This is a genomic window from Phenylobacterium sp., assembly GCF_030654915.1.
Lineage (GTDB): Bacteria > Pseudomonadota > Alphaproteobacteria > Caulobacterales > Caulobacteraceae > Phenylobacterium.
This window is the reverse complement of sequence record NZ_JAURWM010000164.1, coordinates 1-3,812: the sequence shown is the minus strand read 5'-3', so window position 1 is coordinate 3,812 and position 3,812 is coordinate 1. Positions and strand designations below refer to the sequence as shown.

General features: G+C 67.9%; 4 protein-coding genes. All 4 read right to left on the bottom strand.

What is annotated here, in order from left to right; genetic code table 11:
• A partial coding sequence (guaA, locus tag Q7T84_RS08475) for a glutamine-hydrolyzing GMP synthase (RefSeq protein WP_304807716.1) occupies positions 1 to 1,192 on the bottom strand: 1,192 nt, incomplete at its 3' end.
• A complete protein-coding gene (locus Q7T84_RS08470; RefSeq protein WP_304807714.1) occupies positions 1,189 to 2,478 on the bottom strand; it encodes an RsmB/NOP family class I SAM-dependent RNA methyltransferase in 1,290 nt (429 codons plus the stop codon). The genes Q7T84_RS08470 and guaA, both read right to left, overlap by 4 nt.
• A 15-nt stretch (positions 2,479 to 2,493) precedes the next feature.
• Entirely contained in the window at positions 2,494 to 2,889 is a 396-nt protein-coding gene (locus tag Q7T84_RS08465; protein WP_304807711.1) for an MAPEG family protein, read from the bottom strand.
• A partial coding sequence (locus Q7T84_RS08460; RefSeq protein ID WP_304807709.1) for an IMP dehydrogenase occupies positions 2,889 to 3,812 on the bottom strand: 924 nt, incomplete at its 5' end. The genes Q7T84_RS08460 and Q7T84_RS08465, both read right to left, overlap by 1 nt.

The following is a 3,812-nucleotide window of genomic DNA, read 5'->3' as shown; positions in this document are numbered from 1 at the left end:
GGCCGACGAAGGCCGGGGCCAGGCCCAGTTCGACGCCCAGCGCGCGGACCTCGTCTTTGAACAGTTCGCGCAGTGGCTCGACCAGCTTCAGCTTCATGTAGTCCGGCAGGCCGCCGACATTGTGGTGGCTCTTGATCACCGCCGAGGGACCGCCGCGCGCCGAGACGCTCTCGATCACGTCGGGATAGAGCGTGCCCTGGGCCAGGAAGTTGGCGCCGTCGATCTTGGCGGCTTCTTTGTCGAAGACGTCGATGAACAGACGCCCGATGGTCTTGCGCTTGGTTTCCGGGTCCGAGACGCCGGCCAGTTCACCGAGGAACAGGTCGGCGGCGTCCACGTGGACCAGCGGAATGTTGTAGTGGTCACGGAACATGGTGACGACCTGGGTCGCCTCGTCCTTGCGCAGCAGGCCGGTGTCGACGAACACGCAGGTCAGTTGGTCGCCGATCGCCTCGTGGATCAGCACGGCGGCCACCGATGAGTCGACGCCGCCGGACAGGCCGCAGATCACTTTACCGTCGCCGACCTGATCTCGGATCTTTTGAACCATCTCGCCGCGGAAGGCGGCCATGGTCCAGTCGCCCTTCAGCCCGGCGATCTTGTGGGTGAAGTTGCGCAGCATCAGCGCGCCGCGCGGGGTGTGAGCGACTTCCGGGTGGAACTGGATGCCGTAGAAACGGCGCCCTTCATCGGCGATCACGGCGAAGGGCGAGCCCTCCGACGAGGCCACGACGTGGAAGCCCTGCGGGATGGCGGTGATCTTGTCGCCGTGGCTCATCCACACGGTTTCCTTGGCGCCGACCGCGCCCAGGCCGTCCAGCAGCGGGCTCTCGCGCTCGATCAGAATCTCAGCCCGGCCGAACTCACGGGTGTGGCCGCCCTCGACCGCGCCGCCGAGCTCGGCGCACATGGTCATCTCGCCGTAGCAGATGCCCAGCACCGGAACGCCCAGTTCAAAGACCTTCTTGGTGACGGCTGGACTCTCGTCCTCATGGACGCTGGCGGGGCCGCCGGACAGGATCACGGCCTTGGGTCCGAAGGCCTCCAGCATCGCCTCGACCTTGTCGAAGGGATGAACCTCGCAATAGACGCCGCTCTCGCGCAGACGGCGGGCGATCAGTTGGGTGACCTGGCTGCCGAAGTCGACGATGAGGACGCGTTCGTGGGCCTGTTGGCGGGCTTTTTCAGTCATTGCGGAGTCCATTTGGCGCGCTCAAGCACAGCGACGAAGAACCCGTCGGTAGCCGAGCTGCGGGGCGAAAGACGAAGATAACCCTCCGCCGTCAGGTGGCGAAGGAGGTCGGGATTGTTGGTGGCGGGCGTCACGCGGAAGTCCATCCAGCGCTCGAGGAAGGCGGCGACGCGGTCCTCGTCCTCCTCGGGCAGCACCGAGCAGGTGACGTAGACGATCCGGCCGCCCGGCTTCACGTATTGAACGCCCAGGTCCAGCACCGCGTCCTGGTCGGCCATGCGCTGGGCCAGGAGGGCCGGCTTCAGACGCCACTTGGTGTCGGGGTGACGGCGCCAGGCGCCGGTGCCCGAGCAAGGCGCGTCGATAAACACCACGTCGATCTTGTTCTCCAGATCCTTCAACGGATTGGGATAGATCGGCGAGCGGACCTGCAGGTTGCGCACACCTGCCCGCTCGGAGCGTCGGACCGTGTCGGCCAGGCGACGAGCCTCGCTGTCAAAGGCGTAGATCTGGCCCTTGTTGGCCATGGCGGCGGCCAGGGCGAGCGTCTTGCCCCCGCCCCCGGCGCAGAGATCGAGCACCTGAGCGCCCCGGATCTCGCCGGCCGCTTCGGCGGCGATCTGCGAGGCCAGGTCCTGAACCTCGAACCAGCCCTTGGAGAAGGCCGGCACGGTTTCCAGCGAGGCTGCGCGCTGGCTGGGATCAGGCGCGGCCATGCGCAGCGCGTTGGGCAGGACGCCGGTCGGCTCGGCGTTGAGCGGACCAAGCGCCTTTAGCGCCTGTCCGACGTCGGTCTTCAGGGTGTTCACCCGCAGATCGACCGGCGCGCGCTCGGACAACATCGCGCCTTCCAGCGCCGCGTCGTCGCCAAACGCGCGAACCAGCGAAGGCTCCAGCCAATCGGGATAGTCGCCGCGCACGGCGGCGGGCGCCTCGGCCAGATCGCGAGGCTGCGCCAGCGCGGCGCGTTCGGCGTCGGTCAGGGCGCCCGGACCATGCGGCTCATCGCCGGCGGCCTCGGCCACCCGCTCGACCGGCCAGTCCCAAAACACATGCAGCGCGCAGAGCGTCGCCGCCCGCGGGCTATCGTCGCCCATCCGCCAGCCGAGCGAACGGCGGCGGCGCAGGACGTCGAGCACCAGGCCCGAAACCCAGGCGCGGTCCTTGGATCCAGCAAACCGAGAAGCATCACCCCACGCCTTGAGCGCCAGCTTCACAGGCCGGTGGCGCGTCTCGACGTCGGTGAGGATCTCGATGGCTGCGGAGAGGCGTCCGCCGTCACGCAAGGGCTCTACTCACAATCATAGGAAAATAGCGGCGATGATCGCCAGGGTGCCGCCGAAGCCCACGAACCAGACCAGGCTGCGCAGGAACGGGATGGCGGCGACATAGAGGATCGGATGCAGGGCGCGCGCAATGACATAGAACGCCGAGCCCCACAGGGTCAGGGGACCCAGCTTCGCCGCCAGATAGGCGACGATCACCGCCGCGGCGTGCAGCGGGAAGGTCTCCATGAAGTTGGCGAAGGATCGCTCCAGACGCGCCGCATGGCCGGTCAGGGGATGAGGCTCGTCGCGCGGCCCCCTCCCCCAATCCAAACCTTGCTGGCGCCGAGCCGCGGCCGCCGCCCAGAGCAACTGGACGACACCGACGATGACGGCGGCCCCCAGCAGCTGAAGTTCGACGGCCGTGGTCATCAGACAGGGCTCGTGTAGTTCGGCGCCTCGCGGGTCATCATCACGTCATGGACGTGGCTCTCGCGGAGCCCCGCACCGGTGATGCGGATGAACCGCGCCTTGCTGCGGAAGGTCGCCAGATCGGCCGCGCCCACATAGCCCATGGCCGCCCGCAGGCCGCCGACCATCTGATGCAGGATCGGGGTGATCGGTCCCTTGTACGCGACCTGGCCCTCAATGCCCTCGGGCACGAGTTTCAGGGCCGAGACCTCCTTTTGGAAGTAGCGGTCGGCCGAACCATTGGCCATCGCGCCCAACGAACCCATGCCGCGATAGGCCTTGTAGGAGCGCCCCTGGTACAGGAACACCTCGCCCGGCGCCTCGTCGGTGCCGGCGAAGGCCGAGCCCATCATGGCCACTTGGGCGCCCATGGCGAGCGCCTTGGCCAGATCGCCGGAATACTTGATCCCGCCGTCGGCGATGACCGGAACGTCGGTGCCGGCGGCGGCGCGGACAGCGTCGGCGATGGCGGTCAGTTGGGGAACGCCCACGCCCGCCACGATGCGCGTGGTGCAGATCGAGCCAGGACCGATCCCGACCTTCACGGCGTCAGCGCCAGCGTCGATCAGGGCGCGCGCGCCGTCATAGGTGGCGACGTTGCCAGCGACGATCTGCACCCGGTTGGTTTCGCGCTTGAGACGCTCGACCGCCCGGGAGACGTCGGCGTTATGGCCATGGGCGGTGTCGATCACCACCACGTCCACGCCCGCTTCGACCAGGGCCATGGAGCGCTCATAACCGGTGTCGCCGACCGTGGAGGCCGCGCCGACCAGCAAGCGCCCTTGGGCGTCCTTGGCGGCGCTTGGATAGGCCTGGGCCTTCTCCATGTCCTTGACGGTGATCAGCCCGACCGCGTGATAGTCGTCGTCGACGACGATGATGCG

What these genes read in the sequence shown, in the direction of transcription:
- Q7T84_RS08465 (WP_304807711.1), bottom strand. Translation starts at nt 2,889, where the DNA reads ATGACCACGGCCGTCGAACTTCAGCTGCTGGGGGCCGCCGTCATCGTC.